22 protein-coding genes and 2 pseudogenes are annotated in these 23,192 nt (G+C 58.1%); 10 read left to right on the top strand and 14 right to left on the bottom strand.

What is annotated here, in order from left to right; all coding sequences use genetic code 11:
• The first annotated feature begins 55 nt into the window (after positions 1-55).
• The 4 genes from R5M92_RS01145 (at position 56) to R5M92_RS01130 (ending at position 2,989) form a co-directional block, all read left to right on the top strand.
• Complete coding sequence (locus R5M92_RS01145) at positions 56-742, top strand: SDR family oxidoreductase (protein ID WP_346797197.1); 687 nt, start codon at positions 56-58, stop codon at positions 740-742.
• Between the two features lie 158 nt (positions 743-900).
• Positions 901-1,893, top strand: a complete 993-nt coding sequence (locus R5M92_RS01140) for an LLM class flavin-dependent oxidoreductase (protein ID WP_346797195.1) — start codon at positions 901-903, stop codon at positions 1,891-1,893.
• A 70-nt stretch (positions 1,894-1,963) separates the two neighbouring features.
• Positions 1,964-2,464: a GNAT family N-acetyltransferase gene (locus tag R5M92_RS01135; RefSeq protein WP_346797194.1), complete on the top strand. Its 501-nt coding sequence runs from the start codon at positions 1,964-1,966 to the stop codon at positions 2,462-2,464.
• A gap of 48 nt (positions 2,465-2,512) precedes the next feature.
• Positions 2,513-2,989 carry a peroxiredoxin gene (locus R5M92_RS01130; RefSeq protein ID WP_346797193.1) on the top strand — a complete coding sequence of 159 codons (477 nt, stop codon included), beginning with the start codon at positions 2,513-2,515 and terminating at the stop codon, positions 2,987-2,989.
• A gap of 95 nt (positions 2,990-3,084) precedes the next feature.
• On the opposite strand, the gene R5M92_RS01125 is transcribed toward R5M92_RS01130, so the two are convergent.
• Positions 3,085-3,642, bottom strand: a complete 558-nt coding sequence (locus tag R5M92_RS01125) for a DUF1415 domain-containing protein (RefSeq protein WP_346797191.1) — start codon at positions 3,640-3,642, stop codon at positions 3,085-3,087.
• Between the two features lie 187 nt (positions 3,643-3,829).
• Here R5M92_RS01125 and R5M92_RS01120 point away from each other — a divergent pair, with 187 nt between their 5' ends.
• A complete protein-coding gene (locus tag R5M92_RS01120; protein ID WP_346797189.1) occupies positions 3,830-4,120 on the top strand; it encodes a YkgJ family cysteine cluster protein in 291 nt (96 codons plus the stop codon).
• A 46-nt stretch (positions 4,121-4,166) separates the two neighbouring features.
• On the opposite strand, the gene R5M92_RS01115 is transcribed toward R5M92_RS01120, so the two are convergent.
• The 4 genes from R5M92_RS01115 to R5M92_RS01100 form a co-directional block, all read right to left on the bottom strand.
• On the bottom strand, positions 4,167-5,888 hold the full coding sequence (locus tag R5M92_RS01115) for a bifunctional protein-serine/threonine kinase/phosphatase (protein ID WP_346797187.1): 1,722 nt from the start codon (positions 5,886-5,888) through the stop codon (positions 4,167-4,169).
• Positions 5,889-5,967: 79 nt separating this feature from the next.
• Positions 5,968-6,807, bottom strand: coding sequence for a formate/nitrite transporter family protein (locus R5M92_RS01110; RefSeq protein ID WP_346797186.1), 840 nt, complete (start codon positions 6,805-6,807; stop codon positions 5,968-5,970).
• Positions 6,808-6,817: 10 nt separating this feature from the next.
• Positions 6,818-7,615 (bottom strand): uroporphyrinogen-III C-methyltransferase, encoded by a 798-nt coding sequence (gene cobA, locus R5M92_RS01105; RefSeq protein ID WP_417339100.1) that lies wholly within the window; start codon positions 7,613-7,615, stop codon positions 6,818-6,820.
• 77 nt (positions 7,616-7,692) lie between these two features.
• Complete coding sequence (locus R5M92_RS01100) at positions 7,693-10,416, bottom strand: nitrate reductase (RefSeq protein WP_346797184.1); 2,724 nt, start codon at positions 10,414-10,416, stop codon at positions 7,693-7,695.
• A 521-nt stretch (positions 10,417-10,937) separates the two neighbouring features.
• On the opposite strand from R5M92_RS01100, the gene R5M92_RS01095 reads away from it, so the two are divergent.
• From R5M92_RS01095 to nirD, 3 genes are read left to right on the top strand one after another with little or no spacing between them, the layout of a single operon-like run.
• Entirely contained in the window at positions 10,938-12,239 is a 1,302-nt protein-coding gene (locus R5M92_RS01095) for an NAD(P)/FAD-dependent oxidoreductase (RefSeq protein ID WP_346797183.1), read from the top strand.
• A 2-nt stretch (positions 12,240-12,241) separates the two neighbouring features.
• A complete protein-coding gene (nirB, locus tag R5M92_RS01090; protein WP_346797181.1) occupies positions 12,242-14,746 on the top strand; it encodes a nitrite reductase large subunit NirB in 2,505 nt (834 codons plus the stop codon).
• Positions 14,747-14,770: 24 nt separating this feature from the next.
• Positions 14,771-15,175, top strand: a complete 405-nt coding sequence (gene nirD / locus R5M92_RS01085) for a nitrite reductase small subunit NirD (protein ID WP_346797179.1) — start codon at positions 14,771-14,773, stop codon at positions 15,173-15,175.
• Positions 15,176-15,239: 64 nt separating this feature from the next.
• Here the strand turns inward: nirD and R5M92_RS01080 are convergent, their stop codons facing one another.
• From R5M92_RS01080 to R5M92_RS01070, 3 genes are all read right to left on the bottom strand, one after another.
• Positions 15,240-15,503 carry a Txe/YoeB family addiction module toxin gene (locus tag R5M92_RS01080; protein WP_346797177.1) on the bottom strand — a complete coding sequence of 88 codons (264 nt, stop codon included), beginning with the start codon at positions 15,501-15,503 and terminating at the stop codon, positions 15,240-15,242.
• On the bottom strand, positions 15,500-15,742 hold the full coding sequence (locus tag R5M92_RS01075; protein ID WP_058092928.1) for a type II toxin-antitoxin system Phd/YefM family antitoxin: 243 nt from the start codon (positions 15,740-15,742) through the stop codon (positions 15,500-15,502). The genes R5M92_RS01080 and R5M92_RS01075 overlap by 4 nt, the downstream gene beginning before the upstream one ends.
• Before the next feature lie 277 nt (positions 15,743-16,019).
• Complete coding sequence (locus R5M92_RS01070) at positions 16,020-17,018, bottom strand: IS5 family transposase (protein ID WP_346797175.1); 999 nt, start codon at positions 17,016-17,018, stop codon at positions 16,020-16,022.
• A 620-nt stretch (positions 17,019-17,638) separates the two neighbouring features.
• Here R5M92_RS01070 and R5M92_RS01065 point away from each other — a divergent pair.
• Positions 17,639-18,171: pseudogene (locus R5M92_RS01065) on the top strand (IS5 family transposase); the annotation flags it as partial.
• Positions 18,172-18,200: 29 nt separating this feature from the next.
• On the opposite strand, the gene R5M92_RS01060 reads toward R5M92_RS01065, so the two are convergent.
• Both R5M92_RS01060 and R5M92_RS01055 read right to left on the bottom strand, forming a co-directional pair.
• Positions 18,201-19,016 carry an IS3 family transposase gene (locus R5M92_RS01060; RefSeq protein WP_346796058.1) on the bottom strand — a complete coding sequence of 272 codons (816 nt, stop codon included), beginning with the start codon at positions 19,014-19,016 and terminating at the stop codon, positions 18,201-18,203.
• The gene (locus R5M92_RS01055) at positions 19,016-19,327 is read right to left on the bottom strand and encodes a DUF1153 domain-containing protein (RefSeq protein ID WP_295713727.1); all 312 of its coding nucleotides are present in this window, start codon (positions 19,325-19,327) and stop codon (positions 19,016-19,018) included. The genes R5M92_RS01060 and R5M92_RS01055 overlap by 1 nt, the downstream gene beginning before the upstream one ends.
• 56 nt (positions 19,328-19,383) lie before the next feature.
• On the opposite strand from R5M92_RS01055, the pseudogene R5M92_RS01050 reads away from it, so the two are divergent.
• Positions 19,384-19,707, top strand: a pseudogene (locus R5M92_RS01050) (transposase); the annotation flags it as partial.
• Here R5M92_RS01050 and R5M92_RS01045 read toward each other — a convergent pair.
• From R5M92_RS01045 to R5M92_RS01030, 4 genes are all read right to left on the bottom strand, one after another.
• Positions 19,597-20,280, bottom strand: a complete 684-nt coding sequence (locus R5M92_RS01045) for a hypothetical protein (protein ID WP_346799410.1) — start codon at positions 20,278-20,280, stop codon at positions 19,597-19,599. The pseudogene R5M92_RS01050 and the gene R5M92_RS01045 sit on opposite strands and share 111 nt — an antisense overlap.
• Before the next feature lie 3 nt (positions 20,281-20,283).
• Positions 20,284-21,567 (bottom strand): DNA cytosine methyltransferase, encoded by a 1,284-nt coding sequence (locus R5M92_RS01040; protein WP_346797174.1) that lies wholly within the window; start codon positions 21,565-21,567, stop codon positions 20,284-20,286.
• Between the two features lie 368 nt (positions 21,568-21,935).
• Positions 21,936-22,136, bottom strand: a complete 201-nt coding sequence (locus tag R5M92_RS01035) for a hypothetical protein (RefSeq protein ID WP_346797172.1) — start codon at positions 22,134-22,136, stop codon at positions 21,936-21,938.
• A gap of 318 nt (positions 22,137-22,454) precedes the next feature.
• On the bottom strand, positions 22,455-22,940 hold the full coding sequence (locus tag R5M92_RS01030) for a DUF1440 domain-containing protein (RefSeq protein ID WP_346797170.1): 486 nt from the start codon (positions 22,938-22,940) through the stop codon (positions 22,455-22,457).
• Positions 22,941-23,192: the final 252 nt, after the last annotated feature.

The following is a 23,192-nucleotide window of genomic DNA, read 5'->3' as shown; positions in this document are numbered from 1 at the left end:
TCGGGATTTACCATGCTGAGAACTCCCCTGATAAAAGAATACCATGGAGATCAGCATGCATGATGGAGTGGTACTAATCACCGGCGCTTCTAGTGGAATAGGCGCCGCAACTGCCAGGGCAGCCGCCCGGGAGGGTTATAAACTGGTACTGGCCGCACGCTCGCAGGATAAGCTTGAAGCGCTGGCACACGAGCTGGGGCCGGAGAATGTGCTGACATGCGGCGTCGATGTCACCCAGATGGATCAGCAGCAAGCCATGGTGGAGCAAGCCCTGGAGACGTTCGGCCGTATCGATGTCGTATTCGCCAACGCCGGCCGTGGCGGCTCTCCCGGAGGATTCAGCGGCGCCGATCACCAGGCGTGGCACGACATGATCCTCACCAATATCTACGGCGTCGGCCTCACCCTGCAAGCCTGTCTGCCCAGTTTGCGGAGCAGCAAGGGCCATGTCCTGCTGACCGGCTCCGCCGCCGGGCGCACCACGATTCCCGGCTCCATGTACAGCGCCACCAAGTGGGCAGTGAGCGGTATAGGCTACAATCTGCGCGAGGAGCTGCGCGGCAGTGGCATTCGCGTCACCTTGATCGAACCGGGTATGGTCGATACCCCCTTCTTCGATGATCCACCGGAGTACGCCCTGGAAGATCGCGACATCGCCAATGCGGTCATCTATGCGGTCAAGCAACCTCGCCATGTGGATATCAATGAAGTTCTGATTCGCCCCACTCCGCCGGAAGAGTAAGCCGCACGCCACCGGCCGCCATGACTACGCTGTCCATGGCGGCCGATTTATTGCTTCATCCGTTGCATTCTCGTCCCGTGGCCCTCATATGGTTATTTAGCAAGCAGGCTAAGCATCACACCTAGCCCGCTACATCGTTTCAACCTTTCAGGTGCTGCATGAGTCGACTTTCAAACACGGCGCTTTCCGTCCTTGACCTTGCGCCGATACGTCAGGGCGGCAGCGCCGCCGATACCTTTCGCGACACCGTCTCGCTGGCGCAGTTGACCGAGCGGCTGGGTTTCACCCGTTACTGGCTTGCCGAGCATCACAATATCGACGGAATCGCCAGTGCCGCCACCGCCGTACTGATCGGCCATGTCGCCGGGCAGACCTCGACGATTCGCGTGGGCAGCGGCGGCATCATGCTGCCCAATCATCCGCCGCTGGTGATTGCCGAGCAGTTCGGTACGCTCGAAACCCTCTATCCCGGCCGGATCGACCTGGGGCTGGGGCGTGCGCCCGGCTCGGATGGCGCCACCATGGCCGCCATGCGCCGTCATCCGCAGGCAGGAGTGGACGATTTCCCCCAGCAGCTCGCCGAGCTCCACCGCTACCTGGCGGATGCCGAGCCCGGCCAGCGGGTCAAGGCGGTTCCCGGCCAGGGCACCCACGTACCCACTTGGCTTCTGGGTTCGAGTGGCTACAGCGCGCAGCTGGCAGCCAAACTCGGATTGCCGTTCGCCTTTGCCGCTCAGTTCGCGCCAGGGTATCTCTTTGAAGCGCTGCGGCTTTACCGCGACAACTTCCAGCCCTCCGCGACGCTGGAGAAGCCCTACGCCATGGTGGGCTTGCCGGTCATCGCCGCCGATAGCGACGAGCAGGCACGCTACCTGGCCACTACCGCGCAGCAGAAGTTTCTCAACCTGATTCGCGGGCAACGCACTCAATCGCTGCCTCCGGTCGACCAGCTTGACTGGACGCCCTACGAGCAAGCCCAGGTGGAACAGTTCCTGGGGGCGGCGATCATCGGCGGTCCTCAGACGGTAAAAGCCGGGCTCGAGGAGTTCAGCGAACGCACCGGCGCCGATGAGTTGATGATCAATAGCGACTTCTATCGTCACGAAGATCGTCTGCGCAGTTACGAGATCGTGGCCGAGGCGGCCAGGTGAAGGTAGTTTCAAGGCGGGACAGGTATCACAAGACGTCCCTTCTTGTTTGCTCAATCATGGAAATGGCTCTATGCAACTTGCCCCGATGACGGAGGCCGATTTCAAGGCGTTCTGGCCGACATTCGAACAGACCGTCAAGGCTCGGGAAACCTATGCCTTCGATCCTGCCCTCTCCTACCCCGAGGCCCGCCATCTCTGGTGTGAGTTACCCCAGGTAACGTATGTGGCCAAGCAGAATAATGGTGAAGTGCTGGGAAGCTATTACCTGAAGCCCAACGCCGCAGGCCCAGGCGACCATGTGTGCAACTGCGGCTATATGGTGACACAGGCCGCCAGGGGCCAAGGCGTAGCGAAGACAATGTGTCTACACTCTCAACGTGTGGCTGTCGAACTCGGCTATCGAGCCATCCAATTCAACGCGGTGGTATCCACCAATACCGTGGCGGTGGCACTATGGCAACGGCTGGGCTTTGCCATCGTCGGCACCGTACCCAATGCCTACCGCCATGCCCGGCTGGGCCTGGTGGATGCGCATATCATGTACAAGGATTTACGCCCAGCGCACGAGTAACCCGCAAGAACCCGAATGACTCAATACTCTGGATACAAGGAAGCAATCATGACGATTTCCGTAGGTGACAAGATTCCCGACGTAACCATCAAGACCAACGGCCCGGATGGCCCCCAGGATATTTCCACCGGTGAGTTGTTCAGCGGCAAGCGCGCCGTGCTGTTCGCCGTGCCCGGCGCCTTCACGCCGGGCTGTTCCAATACTCACATGCCGGGCTTCGTGGCGAATGCCGACAAGATCCTCGCCAAGGGCGTAGATACCATCGCCTGCATGGCGGTCAATGACGCCTTTGTGCTGGGCGCCTGGCAAGAGAGTCAGAATGCCCAGGCCTTCACCATGCTCGCCGATGGCAATGCGGAATTCGCCAAGGCCCTGGGGTTGGAAATGGACGCCTCCGGCATGGGTATGGGAACACGCTGCAAGCGTTTTGCCCTGATCGCCAACGATGGTGTCGTGGAATACATCGGCGTGGATGACAAGGGCGTCCACGACAGCAGCGCCGAAACCGTGCTGGAGCAGCTGTAACGCCCTTCTGGAATACAGAAGACTTGATCAAACCGCCTCGACTCACGAATTCGAGGTGATACGTTTCCGCCCGGCCATGTGCCGGGCGCTCTCTTTCAAGACTTTTCGTGCATGCACTGCTGAAGCTGTGTTTCCAGCTGCTCTCTACCCAACGCCTGCATATGGGCGATATTGCGTTCGGGAATCGTCGAGGTATCGCCGGAGAACGCTATGGCTTTGTCCAGGCTGGCCTCTCTGAGTAGATGCAGCATGGGATAAGGCGAACGATTGGTGTAGTTGGAGACCTCGTCCGGGTCCGTCTCGGCAAAGCAGTAGTCCGGGTGAAAGGTGGCCAGCTGATAGATGCCGTCGCAGCCTTGATCAGCCATGACGTTTTCCGCCAACTCGACGAAATCCAGGTAATGATGGAACCCCTTGAATAAGGTGGGAAAGACCAGCAGCGTGGTCTCGGTATCGGCATGTTCATCCAGCCACTGCACTTCCGCCATCAGCTCTTCCAGCGCGACCTCCAGCTTCTTGGAGCGCACCACGATGATCCTGACGGAGTCCTTTTCCACTTCCCGCTTGGCAAAAGGGCAAACGTTCTGCCCCACAATGAAGGATTTGACCCACTCCAGAGTGTGTTGAACAACGGTTTCATCGGCTAGCGGCATGACGGTATCCCCGGATTCGAGGCGGCTAGTCTAGGCAATTAGCTCAGGCGAGTCTAACCGGGAGCAGATCCGCAGGTCAGGCCCGGTCAGAATAGGATAGGATCGTTCGACCCAGTTGAATGGTTCATGTCTGAGAGCACCCTGAGCAAGCATGTTATGCTGATTCGCCCTGCCAACGTTGCCGCCCATGAAAATAGACGCTACCGAATTACCCGCTACCGAGATCACCTGTTCCACTTGTCATGCCTGTTGCTGCCGGCTTGAAGTTCTCCTGATAAGCGATACCGGGGTTCCCGAACGGCACATCACCCACAACGATTGGGGCGCAAGCGTGATGACTCGTCTGGAAGATGGCTGGTGCTCCGCGCTAAACCGCAACACCATGATGTGCTCCATCTACGAGAACCGTCCCTGGATCTGCCGCGAATTCGAAATGGGCTCTGACGAATGTATCGCTGAACGCGAGGAGCACATGTGACGTGGCAACCGTCGCACAGCACGGGTTCGTCAGCATGCCGTGACGTCTACCGGATCAGCAGCACGATAACCACGACCGCCAGCACCAACGACACGCCCTTCCAGAAAAGTACCGGATCGCGTTCCACCAGTGGCAACTTGGCGCGGTTGACCAGGCCGGGGCTTGGCGAGCGCAGCTCGAAGACAAACTCCGAAAGCGCCGGATAGCGATTATGCGGATTGGGGTGCAGCGCCTTCTTGAGTACTTCGTCCACCCAGGCGGGAAGTTCACGGTTCTCACTCAATGCCGATTGATAGGCAAGCTTGTGCTGCGCCGCCCGGGTGCGGGTCTTGGCCACTTGGGTTCCGTAGGGCAGCGTTCCGGTCAGCATCTGATAGCCGATCACCGCCAGGGAGTACTGGTCAGCTCGAGAAGTGCCGCCCTCGCCCAGAAAATACTCCGGCGCGGCATATTGCGCGGTACCCAGGAGTTCCTCGCCAACCGGCGAATCGCTCTTCGCCTCGGCGATTCCCGCCACCTTGGCCGCGCCAAAATCGATCAACTTGACCGTGCCGTGGGTGTCGATCATGACATTGTCGGGGCGCAGGTCCTGATGCAGCATTTCCAGGCGATGAAAGGCGCGCAGCCCTCTGGCGATCTGCTCCACGAGTGGACGTACGCTGGCCAGCTCCGCCTTGGGATGATCGCGCATCCACTGGGTCAGGGTCTGCCCTTCGATATACTCCAGCACTGTATAAAGGTAACGCCGCGGGCGCTGCTGGGCGGGAGCCTTGAGCACATGCGCGTTATCGATGCGCCGCGCAATCCACTCTTCGCGCACAAACCGTTCGACACTGGCCGGATCTTGAGCCAATTCGGTCGAAAGCGTTTTCAGCGCCACTTTCTGGCCGCTCTCGATATCCTCCGCCAGGTAGACATTGCTGCGGCTACTGGCGTGCAACTGGCGCAGAACGCGAAAGCCATCCAGCTCGCGACCAGAGCGCAACTCGGGTGGCGGCGGTAAAGCGCTCAGCGCCTCGTACAACTCATCGGCGTGGCGCTCGGGCAGCGCGTCAATGCGCACCAGCTGCACGGTAAGATTGTCGTCGCTGCCGCTTTCCATTGCCGCCGCGACCAACGCCTTTGCCGCCGCGTCAAGATCGCCCCAATGAGCACGAATCAAGGCCGCCATCGCGCCTGCGGAAAGCCACTCGTAGACGCCGTCAGTGGCAAGCACGAACACATCGCCGGTACTCAGCGATATGGCGCGATAATCCAGCTCCAGATGCTGGCCGGCCCCCATGGCGCGGCTCAAGTGGCTCACCTCGCGTGAGGCCCAGAAGCGGTGATCCTCGGTCAGCGGTTCCAGGGTATTGTCATCGAGGCGATAGATACGACTGTCGCCGACATGGAACAGATGCGCGGTGGTGGACTTGATCACCATGGCGCTCAAGGTACATACATAACCGCGATCCAGGTGGTAGCGGTACTGGCTTTGCCGCGTCTGGGCGTATAGCCACGCGCTGGTAGCCTGCAGCACCCGCTGGGCCGAGGTCTTGACGGTCCAGGTTGCCGGAGTGGCGTAGTAGTCCGCCAGGAGGCCGCCCACCGCCGCCTCGCTCGCTTCACGGCTCACTTCACTGCTGCTGATCCCGTCGGCTAGCGCGATCGCAATGCCTTTGCTGGAACGCTGCGGTTCGGCGGGCAGATAAGCGCCATGGAAATCCTGATTGCTCGGTTTGCGCCCCTTGTCGGAATGCTGGCCGAGCGAAATACTGAGCGCTGCCATCAAGGCCCCTTTCTAGAAAAGCCTTCGCCGGAGCGAAGGCTTGAACAAGCGAAGAATGCCAGTGTTCCCTTTTATCGGATCACAGGGCTTTTTGAGACGCGGCACCTACATGGAGGTTCTTTTGTGGCGCGGTGCGTACATGGGTTGTGTAGAGCGTCAGGCCCGTTAGCGACAAACCACCGATCAGGTTGCCCAGCACCACCGGGATTTCATTCCAGATCAGGTAGTCCATGATCGAGAAGTTGCCGCCCATGATCAGACCCGAGGGGAACAGGAACATGTTGACCACCGAGTGCTCGAAGCCCATGGCGAAGAACAGCATGATCGGCATCCACATGGCGATGACCTTGCCGCTGACCGTGGTCGAGATCATCGCCCCCACGACACCCAGCGAGACCATCCAGTTGCACAGTACGCCACGAATGAAAATCGTCGCCATGCCGCCGGCACCATACTCTTTATAGCCGACCGTGCGCCCTTCCCCCACTTCGCCGATCACCCGGCCCACTTCGCTGGGCGCCGTGCTGAAGCCGTAGGTAAAGACGATTGCCATCAAGAAGGCGACCGTCAACGCGCCGGCGAAATTGCCGATGAACACGACCCCCCAATGCTTGAGAATGCGATTGATGGTGACGCCGGGCCGCTTGTCGATCCAGGCCAATGGCGTCAGGACGAATACCCCCGTCAGCAGATCGAAGCCCATCAGGTAAAGAATCGAGAACCCCACGGGGAAGAGTATGGCGCCGATGATCGGGTAGCCGGTCTGTACCGCCACGGTCACGGCGAATACCGCGGCAATCGCCAGAATGGCCCCGGCCATGAAGGCGCGGATAAGGGCGTCACGGTTGGACATATGCAGCTTGGCTTCGCCGGCATCGACCATCTTGCTGGCAAATTCGGCAGGTAATAGATAAGACATGGGGATTTCCTTACTGTGGATTCAGGGAAAGTTTCAGGTCACCGGGGGCAGCGGGACTGGTGGCCACCCGCTGCACCACGCTCCCCACTACGATCAAGCACGGTGAAGGCAATGGGTGAGCGACAAGCTTGTCGGGCATATCCGCTAAGCAGCCGACCAGCGACTGCTGCTCGGGCTGGCTGGCGTTGGCTACCAGCATGATCGGCCACTCATTCGGCAGGCCCGCGCTGCGCAGGCCGTGGCAGATCGCGGCCACCTTGGACAGGCCCATGTAAAACACCAGGGTTTCATCTCGACGCGCCAGCGTTGCCCAATCCGGAGTGCCGTCTTCACGGCATAGCTGGGCGGTGACAAAGCGCAGCTGTTGGGCATGGCCTCGATCGGTAAGCGGGATGCCCATGCAGGCGGCAGCGGCGGAAGCGGCGGTAATCCCCGGCACGATGGCAGCGGGTACGTTGGCGGCCGATAGGGCATCCAGCTCTTCACCCATTCGCGCGAATATTGCCGGGTCGCCACCTTTCAGGCGCACCACCGACTTGCCTTCGCCCGCCAGCTTGACCATCAGCGCGCCGATCTCGGCTTGCGGTACGCTGTGATGACCACTGGCTTTACCCACGTAATAACGCTCTGTGCCCCGTGGGATCAGCGCCAACACCTCGTCGCCCACCAGGCGGTCGTACACCACGGCATCGGCCTGCATCAGCAGTCGGGCGGCCTTGAGCGTCAACAGCTCGACATCGCCACTGCCGGCGCCGACCAGATAGACCTGCCCGGCGCGGGGCTCACTTCGGCCCACCCGTAGCGGCAGGCGCCATTCGTTATCGCCTTGGCGCCCCAGCGACGATTGGAGGTATGACGACAAGCGCATCATGGTGTTAAACCACTTCAGTCGGCAGGGGATTGCTTAGCGCGCGCATGGGGCCGCTCCTCTTCGATCAATGATTTCAATTCGGGAATACAGCTGCCGCACTGGGTACCGCAGGCAAGCCTGGCCCCCAGCGCTTCTATGCTGGTGTCGCCCTGGCGAATGGCGTTGGCGATGGTTTTCTGGCCCACCTGATGGCAGCTGCACACTACCGGGCCGGAATCGACGGCGCCGTCATCGCAGCCGGCCAACAAGCGGCGACGATGGGTATCGTTTAGCGCCTCATCATTAAAGCGGGCTTCCAGCCACGCCAGCCCCGGCAACTCTGCAGGCGGGCCTACCATCAGCCACCAGCGCAGCTTGCCGTTTTCCACACCAGCGGCACGCAGCCTCCCACTGGCGGGGTCTTCGCTCCATAACGCGACCGGTGCTGGCAGCCACTCTCCAAACCGTACCAACCAGTCCTCCACCGGTTGGGTATCGGCCAGTTGCCAGCGCTGGCAGCCATGCATGGGGATACGCGCCCAGTAGGCGCTTGCGCGCCAGGGCGTTGCGCCGGCCGCCCCATCGGCAACCAACAAGGTGGCCTGCCACTCGGTGGCGAAAGGTGCCAGCGCAACAGCGCCGTGCTTGGCTTCCGGCTGGCCGGAGAGCGGGTCCGTGATGCTGTCGATCAGCGCACTGCTTCTGGCCTGCCGGGTAAAGCAATCGGTCCAGTGGATGGGCACGAATACGTCTCCACGCCGCTGGGCGTTGGAGACCCGCACACGAGCGCGAAACTCGCCCTTCGCCGCGGTTAAAACGGCCAGCGCTTGATCGCTGACACCAGCCTCCAAGGCATCGTCGGGATGCACGTCCATGAAGGGTTCCGTGCGGTGATTCATCAAGCGCGGCGAGCGGGCCGTGCGCGTCATGGTGTGCCACTGATCGCGAATGCGCCCGGTATTCAAGCGCAGCGGATACGTCTCAGAGAGCGCTTGCTCGGGCCCGCGGGGATCGATTGCCAGCAGCTTGGCGCGACCATTGGCCGTAGCGAACTGGCCATCTTCGAACAGCCGGGCAGAGCCATGCGGCGTGGCCACGGTGACCGGCCATTGAATCGGTGCCAGGGCGTCATAGTCTTCCCGGCCCAGGCCAATCAGACCCGAAATATCAAAAAGTCGCTTCGTACCGCCTGAGGCGGTGCTGTTTTCAAAGCCGGAAAGCCGGGCGTGCTCGTCGAAAATTTCCCACGGATGGGAGTAATCAAACGCCTCGGCAAACCCCAGGCGCTTGGCCACCTCGCATATGATCCACCAGTCGTGGCGCGCCTCGCCAGGCGGTGGCAGCATGCCCCGTTGGCGCGAAATGCGCCGCTCGGAGTTGGTCACGGTGCCATCCTTTTCCGACCACCCCGAGGCGGGCAACACGATATCGGCATAGGGCAGCAGGTCGGTGTGGGCAGCGCACTCGGAAACGATCACCAGCGGGCATTTTTCCAGCGCGGCCCGCACCCGGGCGGCATCGGGCAGGCTAATCGCCGGGTTGGTGGCCATCACCCACAGCGCTTTCACTTCGCCGCGCTCGATGGCCTCAAATAGCTCCACCGCCTTGTAGCCGGGGCCGTCCGGCAGGCAAGGCGTCAGGCTGTCGGTCGCCCAGAAGCGGCTGACCAGGTCGAGCGCGCCGGGAGTGTGGTAATCCATATGCGCGGCCAATTGGTTGGCCAGCCCGCCCACTTCGCGCCCGCCCATGGCATTGGGTTGGCCGGTAATCGAAAACGGCCCCGCCCCCGGCAAGCCGATTTTTCCGCCCGCCAGATGGCAATTGATGATCGCGTTGCACTTGTCGGTACCGCTGGAGGACTGGTTGACCCCTTGGGAGTAGAGCGTGACCACATGCAGTTGGCTGGCGAACCAGTAGTAGAAGGTTTCCAGGCGTTCCGGGTCGATATCACAGGCGGCGGCCACCTCGGCGATCGAGCCGGCCGATTGCCGGGCGGCCACCAAAGCCTCATCGACGCCTTCGGTGTGACGCTCGAGATAACGGGTATCGAGCTTATTGCGCTGCGCCATCCACGCCAGCAGGCCGTTGAAGAGGTAGGCATCGCTGCCCGGCTCGATACCCAGATAGAGATCGGCGATTTCGCAGCTGTCAGTCACACGCGGGTCGATCACCACCACGCGCATCAACGGGTTGTGCTCCTTGGCGACTTTCAGACGCTGATAAAGCACCGGGTGATTCCAGGCCAGATTCGAGCCCACCAGCACCACCAGTTCGGCTTCTTCCAGATCCTCGTAGTTGCAGGGCACCGCGTCGGCGCCGAAGGCTCGTTTGTAGCCGGCTACCGCCGAGGCCATGCACAGCCGCGAGTTGGTATCCAAATGCGGCGTGCCCAGAAAGCCTTTAAACAGCTTGTTGGCCACGTAGTAGTCTTCAGTAAGCAGTTGCCCCGAGAGATATGCCGCCACACAGTGGTTCCCATGCTCTTGCCGCAATGCGTTCAAACGGCCGGCGGTAGCGGTCAACGCGTCTTCCCAGGAGGCCTCGACACCATCCACCCGAGGCCGCGTTAGGCGCCCCTGCTCCCCCAGGGTTTCATGCAATGCAGAACCTTTGACGCACAGCCGGCCATAGTTGGCCGGGTGCTCACGGTCGCCTTCCACGGCGCTCAGCGAGCCCGCTTCCACCGTTGCCGTCACGCCGCAGCCGACGCCACAGTAGGGGCATGTCGTTTTGGTCTGGTACGCGTTCGCCTGTTGCATGGAGGCTCCTGCAGTAGGTACCGAAAAATAGTGCCAAACAAAAAAGCGCCCACTCCCGCTCCGATAAAAGAGAGGGAATGGACGCCGTTGCCTATTCGTGACATCGCCATTGATGCCTGGCATACCCGCAGCAAGAGTTACGCCCAGCGTGGCAAAAACCCGATAGACGTCTTTCAAAACAATAAGTTGAAATAAAAACTGTCCTAACAAGACTGGAGCGTAGAACGCATGGCGCGCCATTTGCCAGTGCATTCGGGCATGAATTGCACCAGCCACGTGCAGTCATGCCCGTCACGCCGCCTACCACCCCTCACGCCAGAACAACCCAACCTTCTGATAATCAAGATTATTGATACCTAATAGCGGACTTGGCCAAGGAATTGCTTTTCCTTGGATAGCTGCAGCCAATGGCGGTTGCAACCTCTTTACATGGCAATGACGCCTCTGGTGCTTCTTCTCTATGAAGTGGCACCAGAGGCGTTTTTTGTTTGGGTCTTTTTGCATGACGCCAGGAGCCACCCATGGAAACAACATCCACCAGGTGCGCAAACACCGACCATCTCGTCATTATCGGCAACGGCATGGCCGGCCACCGGTTGGTCGAAGTCTTGCTGAAGCAGCCGCGGCGGCCTTCGCGTATTACCGTTATCGGTGCCGAACCGATCCCGGCATATAACCGTATTCTGCTGTCGCCTTTGCTCGCCGCCGAACTCGATGAAGACGCCCTTACCCTGCATGACGCCGATTGGTACCGGCGCCACGGCGTCGAGTTGATCCTCGGCGAACAGGTCGAACGCCTCGACCGCACCCAGCGCCGCCTGACCACTCACAGCGGGCGCATCCTCGATTACGACCGGTTGGTGCTGGCTACAGGCTCGCGCCCCGCCATGCCGCCGGTTCCCGGTATCGAGCTGGAAGGTGTCCAGGGATTTCGAGACATGCAGGATACCGCCAGGCTGACGGCCGCCGCCGAACGCGGTGGCCGCGCGATAGTGGTCGGCGGTGGCCTGCTGGGCTTGGAAGCCGCAGAAGGATTACGTAAACAAGGACATGGCAAGCACGGCATGGCGGTCACTGTACTCCAGCGCGGCGAGCGGTTGATGAATCGGCAGCTCGACGCCACCAGTGCCGAACTGCTGCGCAGCGAACTGACAAAGCGCGGGCTGGAGGTACTAACCGGAGCCCGACTTGCGGCGATCGAGAATAACGGCCAGGGGAAAGTAGCCGGTGTAGCGCTGGAAGACGGCCGCCGCTTGCCCGCCGATTGCGTCGTGGTAGCGGCGGGCATCACGCCCAATGCCGAACTCGGCCGTTCCGCCGGGCTAACGGTAGAGCTTGGCATCAACGTCGATGACACCCTCACAACCTCCGATCCTTATGTTCACGCCCTGGGCGAATGCTGTGAATTCCAGGGCACCACTTACGGGCTGGTCGAGCCGATCTGGCGCCAGGCCGAGGTACTAGCCGCTCGGCTGAGTGGCACGAAAGCAAGCGCTTACTTTGATCTTCCCAGCGCCACCAAGCTCAAGGTCAGCGGTATATCGCTCTACGCCTTCGGCCCCACCGAAGCCACTGACGATCACGAAGTCCTGAGTTATCACGACCCCGAACAAGGCGACTATCGCCGTTTACTGCTGCAGGAAGGCCGCATCGTCGGCGCCGTGCTCTACGGCGATACCGCATGCGGCCCCTGGTATTTCGAACAATCGCTTGCCGGCACCAACCTCAACGCTTGCCGGCAAGCACTACTCTTCGGCCAGGCCGACAGCCAGGCCCTGCTTGACTCTCAAACATCTTCCGACTACTCAAAAGAGGTGGCTTGATCATGGCGACTCAACCCCAGTTAATCATCATCGGTAACGGCATGGTCGGCCATCATCTGGTCGAGCAACTGGTCGAACAAGGCGCCACCGAGCGTTACCAGATCACGGTCTTCGGCGAAGAGCGCCACCAGGCCTACGACCGGGTACATCTTTCCGAGTATTTCACCGGCCGTGATGCCCAGTCCCTGGCGCTTTCCACAGGCGAATACTACGCCGAGCACGGTATCACCCTGCGCCTGGATGAGGCGGTAACCACCATCGACCGCGATAGTCACGAAGTCGTCACCCCACAGGGACGCTACGGATACGACCAGCTGGTGCTGGCCACCGGCTCCTTCCCTTTCGTGCCGCCGATACCGGGTAACGACCGCGAGGGCTGTCTGGTCTACCGCACCCTGGACGACCTTGACGCTATCCGCGAAGCTGCCAAAAATGCCACCACCGGCGTTGTGGTGGGTGGCGGGCTGCTGGGCCTGGAGGCCGCCAACGCCCTGCGCGGCCTGGACCTGGATACCGCCGTGATCGAGTTCGCGGCACGCTTGATGCCCATGCAGGTGGATACCGAAGGCGGCGAACTGCTGCTGGAAAAGATCGAGGCACTCGGTGTTCAAGTACTCACCAACCGAGCCACACAGCATATCGAAGATGGCGAGGCCAGCCTGCACCGCATGGTCTTCCAGGACGACAAGGTTCTCGAGACCGACCTGATCGTGTTTTCCGCGGGCATTCGTCCACGCGACCAGTTGGCGCGGGACTGCAGCCTGGAGGTCGGCGAGCGCGGTGGCGTGGTGATCGACGACAACTGCCGCACCAGCGACCCGCATATTCTCGCCGTCGGCGAAGTGGCACTGTGGAACAACAGCATTTTCGGCCTGGTCGGCCCCGGTTACCAGATGGCCAAGGCCGCGGCGGCCACCCTGCTACAAGGCGAAGACACCTTCCGCGGCGCCGACATGAGCACCAAGCTCAAGTTGATGGGCGTCGATGTCGGCGCCATCGGTGACGCCCACGGCAACCAGAATCCCGGAACGCGGATGTTCCGCTACCTCGACCCGCTCAAGCAGCAGTACCGCAAGCTGGTAGTTTCCAGCGACGGCAAGAAACTACTCGGCGCCATGCTGGTGGGCGACAACAGCTGCTACGACACCCTGATGCAGTACTACGACAACGGCCTGGAGCTGCCCGCCGACCCGGCTTCCTTGATCCTGCCCAGCAGTGACGGCGCCCCGCTGCTGGGGCCGGACGCCCTGCCCGAAACCGCCACGATCTGCTCGTGCCATAACGTCACCAAGGGTGATATCTGCGCCAGTATCGACGGCGGCGCGGTGGACCTGGGCAGCGTGAAAGGCGAGACGAAAGCCAGCACCGGCTGCGGCGGCTGCACCGCGCTGCTCAAGAGCGTGGTCGACCACGAACTCGAAGCCCGCGGCGTTGAAGTCGATAAATCCATCTGCGAGCACTTCGCCCACACCCGCCAGGAGCTCTATTCGCTGGTACGAGTGGAAGGCATCAAGACCTTCAGCGAGCTGATCGCCAAGCACGGCAATCCCGACACCCACCGCCTGGGCTGCGATATCTGCAAACCCGCCGTGGCCTCGATTCTCGCCTCCTGCTTCAACGAGCCGATCACCGATACCGCCCACGTGCCGCTGCAGGATACCAACGACACCTTCATGGCCAACATGCAGAAGAACGGCACCTACTCGGTGGTACCACGGGTGGCGGGCGGTGAAATCACTCCCGACAAGCTGATCGTGCTCGGTCAGGTCGCACAGAAATATGACCTCTATTCCAAGGTTACCGGTGGCCAGCGCATCGACCTGTTCGGCGCGCGCCTGGAAGACCTGCCCGCCATCTGGGGCGAGTTGATAGAAGCCGGCTTCGAGACCGGCCACGCCTACGGCAAATCGCTGCGCACGGTGAAATCCTGCGTCGGCAGCACCTGGTGCCGCTACGGCGTGCAGGACAGCGTGGGCATGGCGATTCAGCTGGAGAACCGCTACAAGGGCCTGCGTTCACCCCACAAGATCAAGTTCGGCGTTTCCGGTTGTACCCGCGAATGTGCCGAAGCCCAGAGCAAGGATATCGGTATCATCGCCACCGAAAACGGCTGGAACCTGTACGTGTGCGGCAACGGCGGCATGCGCCCGCGCCACGCCGAGCTGTTCGCCACCGACCTCGACGACGAGCAACTCTATCGCACCATCGACCGCTTCTTGATGTTCTACGTGCGCACCGCCGACCGCCTGCAGCGCACCTCGGTATGGCGTGAAAACCTCGAAGGCGGGCTCGATTACCTCAAGGAAGTGATTCTGGAAGACAGCCTGGGCATCAATGACGAGCTGGAGCGCCAGATGCAGACCGTGGTCGACACCTACCAGTGCGAATGGGCCAATGCGATCAACGACCCGGAGAAGCTCAAGCGCTTCAAGAGCTTCGTCAACGACGAGCGCCCCGACCCGTCGATCATCATGACCAGCGAACGCGGCCAGCTGCGCCCCGCTTGATTTGCGCCTAACAGGAGAAAAACCATGAGCACTGCAACCGCTGTGAAAATGAAGGCAGAAACCATGACGTGGCAGAAACTATGCAACAAGGCCGATCTGGTCGAGTATTCCGGCGTGGCGGCCTGGGTGGAAACCGCCGATGGTCCGGCCCAGGTGGCGATCTTCTATATCCCAAGCGACCCGAACACGTCGCAGCGCCCCGACCAAGCGCAGGAACTCTACGCCATCGACCATCACGACCCCTTCTCCAACGCCAATGTGATCGCTCGCGGCATCGTCGGCGACATCAAGGGCGAGCCAGTGGTCGCCTCGCCGATCTACAAGCAGCACTTCCGCATGGAAGACGGCCAGTGTGTCGAAGACGAAAACGTGACACTACGCGCCTGGAAGGTGGCATTCAAAGGCCAGGAAGTATGGATCGAGGCGTGAGGTTTTGGTCCTTTGGAGCCACAAGGTGGTGGAAAATTGTCCGGCAACAGCGGCTGGTTATGCATTATTCGTAGTGGCTCCAGAGCCTGAGGACTTTCACCACTTGCTCGTCCTCTAGCACTTGATAGACCAGACGATGCTGGATATTGATGCGGCGTGAACAGGACCCCGCAAGATCACCTATGAGCTTCTCGAACGGAGGCGGCTTGCGGTATGGATCTTCCGCTATCAGCGCTAACAGTTCCTGGGGTTTTGGTTTGAGCCCGCTGGAGGCCAACTTCTTTGCATCTTTCTGGGCTTGCTTGGTGTAAACCAGCTTCCAAGTCACCAGTCCAGCTCCTCATCGCATTCATCCACGGGAGTATCCATTCCCTCACGAATAGACTCCCGCATCCCTGGTACGGAAAGCAGATAAAGTGTTTCCTGAATTGCAGACCAGTCTTCCTCGGAAACCAGGACGGCTTTGTTCCGCTTACCCATGATGACGATTGGTTGGTGGGATTCGGCGGTCTCGTCAATCAACCGATAAAGGTTGCTGCGCGCCTCGGTTGCTGTGATTCCGGTCATGACGCACCCTTTGTGTGTTCAACTTTTAACCAAGTGTACGTCTTTATGTACGTACGTCAAGACGAACGCTTTTCATAACGCCGCGCTCACCGGAAATTTTGGAGCGCAGCGGAAAAATTGTCCGAGTGCAGCGCATTGTTAGGGAACCGCTGAACAATTCGTCGCTGAGCAACTGATGTGCTCAGCGCGGTCAATTCAACGGATCAGCGGCCATGCTCTGGCCCGTTTTGCCCGTTTGTTCTCCCTGGTAGCCGATTATCCGGCTGCCAAGGCAGATTCAGGGCGCACTGGCCCCGTCTATGCGGCCCTCGCATCGTTTCGCCAACACCAAGTTGGCCAAACCGAATAGAGTGAACAGCTGCGCCTGGTTCTTGGCCAGCCCCTTGTAGCGAACCTTCCGGTAGCCGAAGAGATTCTTGATGACATGAAAGGGATGCTCAACCTTGGCGCGGATGCTGGCCTTGGTCTTCTCGAATTTCAGCAGCAGCGCTTTCATGGGGCTATCTTCCATCTTTTTGATGGCACCGCGCTTGGCGGCGACACAGCACCGGGAATCCGGAGCATCCTTCTCTTCATCCAAGTGTTTCCACATGCCGGTGTAGCCAGCATCTCCGTATACCCGTTTGTCGTCATCCCGGACCAGGTGACTCGCCATGGTGACATCGGCGACGTTGGCGGAAGTGGCAGCGACACTGTGGGTCAGGCCAGTGACCGCATCGACGCCAATACGGGCCTTCATGCCAAAAAACCATTGATTCCCTTTCTTGGTCTGCTTCATCTCCGGATCGCGCTGCCTGGCCTTGTTCTTGGTGGAGGGAGCGGCCGCCACGATCGTGGCGTCGACGATGGTGCCTTCGCGCATAAATAGGCCCTGCTCGGCCAGGCTTACGTTGATCTCCTCGAAGATTCGCTGGGTCAGGGCATGCTTTTCCAGTAGGTGACGAAAACGCAGCAGTGTGGTCGCGTCCGGCACACTCTCGATGGCCAAGTCGATACCGATGAAGTCACGCATGGCCTGGCTGTCGTAGAACGCATCTTCCAGCGCCTCGTCGGCAAGCGCATACCATTGTTGAAGGAAGTAGATCCGCAGCATGCGCTCCAGGCCAATCGGCGGTCGGCCCCGCTTACCTGCCGCGTTGGGGAAGTAGGATGGTGACAGCGCCTCGATCAGCCGTTGCCACGGCACCAGGGCATCCATTTGCGCCAGGAACCGCTCGCGGCGGGTAACCTTCTTCTTGTTCTGGTGCTCAGCCTGGGCGAACGAGATCTGCTTCATCGGATGGCTCTGTCAGACGGTGATAGGAAAGTCCAGATTCTACCCCGTCGTTGGCTGCCTGGGCAGCAGCGGCGGGATTTACGCAGCGTTTCCTTAGCACTTAAACGCGCTGAACAACATAAGAAGCGGAGTTATCGGACACCTTTATTTCATTCTCCGACCAGCTCAAATTTATTGACTTCGGAAAGTAAATTTCAACTTCTTCAATGCCTTGAATCGCAGGTCGTATGTAGTTTTCTATGAAAACTGAAATAACTTCTCCTGCTTCTTCTTCCATGTGCTGCCAAGCAGCTTCGCCGTGGTAAAATGCACCTCCACATGACATGTATTTTTCTGATAATTCAGTTAGCCGAGTAGAGGGTGTTGGATCGAGCACCAAAAGAACAGGGGTAAAACCGGCAGCTTGGCTCTCTTCTGCAAAAGATAGCTCCTCTCCGAATCGGCCTTGCCCGCTAGCTGCAATGGTAACTCGTAGCTTTAGCTCATAAGTTCTATTATTGCCTGGTACCAGACAATCAATTTGCCTACCTTTGTTAGTTGGTTGCCCATTCGAGTCTAGGTTTTGTACGAAAAGCCTTATCTGCTAATTTCCCTATGCAAAAGCAGCATAGGGGAAAGCAATGGTCGGACGTTACGAAATCTCTGATGACGGCTGGGCACAGATTGAAGATATCGTGGCGCCCCCTCAAACCATGGGCAGACCCAGGCGGGATGACCGAAAAATGCTCAATGGTATCTTCTGGGTGCTGTGCTCTGGCGCCAAATGGCGTGATTTACCCGAGCGATATGGTCCTTGGTCGACGGTGTATGACCGGTTCCGCAAGTGGCGTGATGATGGCACCTTTGAAGCGGTTCTTTCTCGCTTGCAGCTCAGGTTACGTGAAGATGGGCTTATGGACCTGGACACATGGATGATCGATGCCACTTCCGTGCGGGCCACACGCGCTGCCGCTGGAGGCGGTAAAAAGGGGGCTCGAAAGAACCGCTAGACCATGCACTTGGCCGCAGCCGAGGCGGTTTAACAACCAAAATACATTTGGTTTGTGATCGCCATGGCTGGCCACTGGCGTTCACGCTGACCCCTGGTCAAGAGGCAGATTCTCGGCACTTCGTTCCGACATTGGAGAGAGTTCATCTACCAGGTAGCGTCGGGCTGTAATGACCCCCTGGTTTTTGCTCACCTCAAGCGACTAATGCCGGGTGAGCTTTGGGTGCCACATAGCCCAAGGACTGATGCGGCCGCTCTTCATTGTAATACCGGATCCAGCGACCGATGACGGCTCTTGCCTGGCCTAGTGACTCGAAGCGATGAAGCCAGATGCATTCTTCCTTCAATGAACGGAAGAAGCGTTCTACGAGGCCATTCTGCTCTGGCGTGTACGGCGTCGTGAACTCCTGGCTCAGGCCATACGCCTTCACCGTCGCCGTGTAGTGCCGGCTGCTGAAAACCAGCCCGTTATCCGAGCGTAGCGCCAGAGGCTGATGGACTCGTCCCAGAGCGCCGAGTCGCTGGATCAGGGCCTCTTCCAGGGCGGCTTCCGCTGTATTGCTGCTGCCATTGTCCGATAATCGCCAACCGAGGATCTCCCGCGTGCAGCAGTCAATAATGACTGCCAGGCTGGCCCGTCGATCCTTGCCGCACCAGACGTGAGTAAGGTCAGTGGCCCAGCGCTCATCAGGCTGCGTGGTCACTGATGGCAAGCTCTTGGCACGAGGCCGAAAACCTTGGGGACGCTTGCGCACCTGCCAGCCCTTGAGCTGCAGGATGCGCTGTACGGGTTTGCGATTCTCGCCCAGGACACAGGCCAATCGTCGATAACCATACGTGGGGAAGCGTTCCAAGGTCAGCTTTACGCGCGCTTCCAGCTCTGTATTGATCAAGCGCTGCCGTCTCCTGGGCCGGTAATAGACGCTCCGCCTGGGTACGCCTAGCCAGCGACAGAGCTTGGATAGCGATACCGAATGGCCCTCGTTGGCCAATTCCGCCTGCAACGACACTACGAGTTGTCGTCCTCGTCGAGCAGGCGGCGCCACTTTTTTAATGCATAGATCTGCAGGTGAGCCTCGCCCAGCGCCTCCTTGGTTTCCCGCAGATCGGATTCGTACTGCTCACGGATATCCTTGGGCCGGGCTCGGAACCCGTTCTCCATGTTGCGTTGGGCCTCTTCGATCCAGCCCTCGACTTCGGAGACGGTGAGGTCATGCTGTCGAGCCACCTCAGCGACGGTGGTCTTGCCCTTGAAGATATCCATGACCACGGCGGCTTTACGCTTGGCGGTCCAGCGTTTGACGGTGGGTTCGTTGCTCATCTCGTCCTCCTGATAGCTGCACTATAGCCTGTGCAGCTTTGGAGGGGGTCACTTCAGGGCGTCCTCGCAAACGTAGTCGCTATATGGTGGCTGATAAAGGATATGACAGCGATGAGCTGCGTCATTACTGCGACAGGCACGGCATGAAACCCATGATTGCTCAGCGCAACATGCACCGAAGAACCCGGCCTGGTCTACCCAGACGGTTCGATAAACCCAAATATCGGCAACGGAATGCGATAGAACGCTGCTTTGGCTGGCTTAAAGAATTACGCCGCATCGCCACACGCTATGAAAAGCTGGCAAGTAGCTTTAAGGCGATGGTATGCGTGGCGTGCATCGACCGTTGCTTGCGAGCCAACTTTTCGTACAAAACCTAATCGCTTTACCGGTGAATTTCTCGATCCAACAGGTTCACCACCAAGACAACTAGCCAAAAGCGGTTCAAATAAATAACCCGTTTCCTGTGCCGAGCGATTATCAACGTCATATATCCACTTTCGCCAGACCATCCAGTTGGCGAGCAAAGCGGATTCACAGCACCCGTACTCCAATAATGATCTGGGCCCAATCTGATCCATGTTTGGCATGGGTTGTGCTGCTAAAATTCTTCTATATTTGACTCTTCGCCGATGAAGCGCGGTTAGATTCTCTATGTATAGTCCAAAGTCATTATCTTTCTCAAAAGCAGATCTCAAAACGCTTTCTACTTCACTCGCCGTAATATTCTCTTCAGCTTGCTGATCAAACCAGCTCAAAGGAATTTTATAATAGTCCGGATTAGGCGTAGAAACCCGACTCGCCCCAAAATCTGCGTGCGACCATGCCAAGTCATCGATGGCGATGGAAAGAAGCGCATACAGCTCTCCATCCGATATCACTACTTGCGCTTCACCAGCGCCGTGCATTTTGCATTTAGCATACAGATTACGGAGAAATGCTGAGTTGGTCATATATCATCCAAATAGTACGTATTGTTTCTGCCTTTGATTAGTCATGAGATCCAGCAACAACATGTCTGTTGCTTTTAGCGCTGGACTCATCGCCCCTGCCTTCGTTAATAAGTACCCTAAAAGCTTACCTTCATTGTTGGGTGTCCCTGAGAAGCCATAATCGTCTCGAATATGTTCTGCAAAAATTCGGGCAAGCATAGGGGGAATAGCATTCCCGATTTGCTGCATTTTTTGAGACGAAGTTCCACAAAATACAAATTCATCTGGAAATGTTTGTATTCTAGCGGCCTCTCTAATCGTCAAAGGCCTATCCTCAACTGGATGGATTAATTCTCTTGTAGCTGCGCCTGTAATCGTAAGACTTGGCTCATTACCTATTAATCTTTTCAATCCAGAAGGCGCACCGCCGCGCTTTTCCGTTGGTGTCCCATCCGCCACCCGTCGATTTGCCCGTTTTCTGAATGACTCATGCTGGAGATGATCAGGCAAGTCCTTCATTGTTTGGCCAGGCTTCAGTGAGGAAATTCTTTCTAGCTGAATACCTTTAATCACAGGACAGTAGTGGTCTGTTATTTCTACTGCATTACCTCTAAGCAAAACATCAAACTTATCTCGGGCAGGTTCGAGAATAGGTTTTAATAATTGATCTTTTGAATTAGCTGCTTTAGGCAGAGTATCAATTGCATGGGAAATGGTTATATCTGAATTTCTAAATATTTGGCCTGAAACCTTTATTGTTGCCTCCGGCATTTTATAGTTATGGCCGATTCTGTTGCCAACAACTAGAACTCTTTTTCTTCTCTGAGGAATCCCATACTCTTGTGAATATACTTTTTCTATTCTTATAAAATAACCAACCTCAATAAACGCCTTAGCCGCCTCATAAACATACTTCCCATTGTTTGAAGTTAACAACCCTTCAACATTTTCCATTATGAACCATTTTGGGCGCAAAACGTCTAAAGCTTTGATATAACTCTTCAAAAGATGATTTCTTGGATCATCCCAAAATCTAGTCCCAGCAGTCGAAAACCCTTGACAGGGTGGACCGCCAATAAGGACATCAAGGTCACCAGGATCAACCTCGATATCTTTCAATATTTGGTCGAAATTAAGATTGTTAATATCTTCATTGCTACAAACAGCGTTGGGAAAGTTTTGTTTGTAGGTTTTGATAGCTGCGGAATCTTTGTCATTCGCATACAGTATCTCGTAACCTGCTTGTTTGAAGCCCAGAGAACATCCACCTGCACCACAAAATAAGCTAATCGCTGTTGGTTTCTTCACTCTTTAACCACCATAGGTAAATCCAAACCTGTTAATAATGCACCGAGGGCTACGTTATTGGTAGTGCTAACAGTGATTAGGTGGAACGCTGTGATACAAGATAAATGTGCCGGCAAGTTCAAGCATGTTATCTAGCGCGTCACCCTTCGGCTAACCTATTGAAACCATTTAATATTAAGAATTATTCGGCTTAATAACACCAATCATTGTGCTGGCTGCATAACACGGGTGAACGTGCCACCATTTCCGCCGCGTCCGCCAGGGGGTCGAAAGCAGCCGCCCTCGCCCCTACGCAACACCCTGCACCTCCCGGCAATTGGGGTAACCCGAACACCCCAGAATCGGTTGCCGGCGTTGGCACCGCGCTTTTAGGCACGAATTCCCATGCCGCTTCCACACTTCGGGCAGGTTCGGTCGTTGCTGGGCTCGAAGCGCGCCTTGAGCTGTTTGACGAGTGCTTCACCGAACAGGCCCTTGAACCATCGGGACTTGAGAATGCCCAGGAGCACGAGCGCGGGAAATGTCCACCACAGCGGCTTTGCCGCGTCATAGAGAAATGAATAATCCAAGGTGATATCCCAGCGTTCACGTTCGGTATTATGTTTTTGCTGAATATTTTCTCTCAAATTAATGCTTTCTTAGATGTAAATCTACGTACATGCCGATGTTTTGACCAAGGTCGTGCAAGTTTCTAAAAAGGCTTACGCTGTGTAGGAAATTGCTTACATGATGCGTCGCTGCGCGCCAGAAAAAGGCCTTCAAAAACCAGGAATTGTGGATTGAAGCGTGAGGTTTCGGCCTTGCATGCTTCAAAGAGTCAACTAGTACAGCGAGCGGATGCAGGAGAACCTGGGGCATAGCGCCCCGAGCCTGCAAGTGATGCGTGGCTAGTTCAGCCGTTGCCGAAAGGGGGCGTCCTGTCGGTTCGCCAGATATTCGCCGATCCATACGGTGCCGGCTCCCCACACCAGATGAACGGCAATCATTAGCTGGCGACGATTGGCCGGGTGACGATGGGGCGGCGGGAGGATATGCAGCGCCGGAATCCAGCCGAAATAGCTCGCTGCCCATATCGCCACACCGTAGCCGCTGCCGTAGACCAAAGGATGCGCGACTCGTTGACGTGTGGCGGGGTACAGCGCCCCGGCGAAGGCACCATAGCCAAAGTGGCTGACAAGGCTAAGTTCGACGCGCTGATCTTCGTCCAATAACGCATCCGCCTCCACTTTCTGCAGAAGGTCCTGGGTGATCTCGCGCGGCGGCAACGGATAACGCTCTTCCCGAGGGAGCCGCCGATATAGCGCCTCCATGGCAAGCGTCATGGGAACGGTGGCGAGCAGGCCGCCGATGGCACCGGCCAAATAGCGATTCATGACTTCCTCCTTGTTGAGTCATAAGTTGGCTTACATGACTCACCATAGCCGCGAATGTGGCCAAGCGCCCGGCACAACGTGAAGCGCCCCGGCCGAGCAAGGCTGTGGCGCGCCGGACTGACGTTGAGGCAGATGCCGGTACGGCCCGCTGACGATGCATTCTCCGGAAGGCGGGGCGCTACGCGAAACCAGCCAGGATTTTCCTGCAGACGAATGAGCCATGTAATCAATGAGCTGCCTTTTTGTAATCTA

Origin of the sequence: Halomonas sp. Bachu 37, assembly GCF_039691755.1 — a bacterium.
GTDB classification, from domain to species: domain Bacteria; phylum Pseudomonadota; class Gammaproteobacteria; order Pseudomonadales; family Halomonadaceae; genus Vreelandella; species Vreelandella kashgarensis.
Note: the sequence above shows the minus strand (reverse complement) of the source record. Positions and strands in the feature narration are given on the sequence as shown.